This window comes from Prevotella sp. LCP21S3_D2, assembly GCF_052118345.1.
GTDB lineage: Bacteria > Bacteroidota > Bacteroidia > Bacteroidales > Bacteroidaceae > Prevotella.
Genome location: NZ_JBQKHJ010000106.1, coordinates 1 through 458 on the forward strand (window position 1 = coordinate 1; position 458 = coordinate 458).

The following is a 458-nucleotide window of genomic DNA, read 5'->3' on the forward strand; positions in this document are numbered from 1 at the left end:
TGGAAGCCTGCCACAAGGCAAGAGGCTTCAAGAGCATCGGCTACCACTATTACATTACGAAGGATGGCGTGGTCTATCCCTGCCGTCCAGAAACCGAGGTGGGGGCTCACGTCTAGGCTTCTTGACACCTTTCATATCCTTATGCTCCTTTAACGTCTTAGCGATAGTGACAATCTTTTCCTCTGGGACATCCTCACCATTGTAATCCAAGTCATCGGCATTCTCCGTCTGCTGGCTACCATGATGATATTTACCAGACTCGGTATGCTGGCCATAGGCTGTAACCTGAAGATTTGCCTTCTGCTGTTCGCTGGCCTTCAGTTTTGCCTCTGGTGACATTGTTGAATCCGAGTTTGAGTTACTTGGCATTGTGGTTGTCGGATTATCCCCATCATTTATGCCTTTCAATTGATTTATCTCATTCTGCTTAGCTGCCAAGCGAGCATTGAAATCAGAAG

General features: G+C 47.4%; 1 pseudogene. It reads left to right on the top strand.

Annotation, left to right across the window (positions count from 1 at the left end):
* Positions 1 to 110 (top strand): annotated as a pseudogene (locus ACTQ16_RS16815) (N-acetylmuramoyl-L-alanine amidase); the annotation flags it as partial.
* Positions 111 to 458 lie beyond the last annotated feature (348 nt).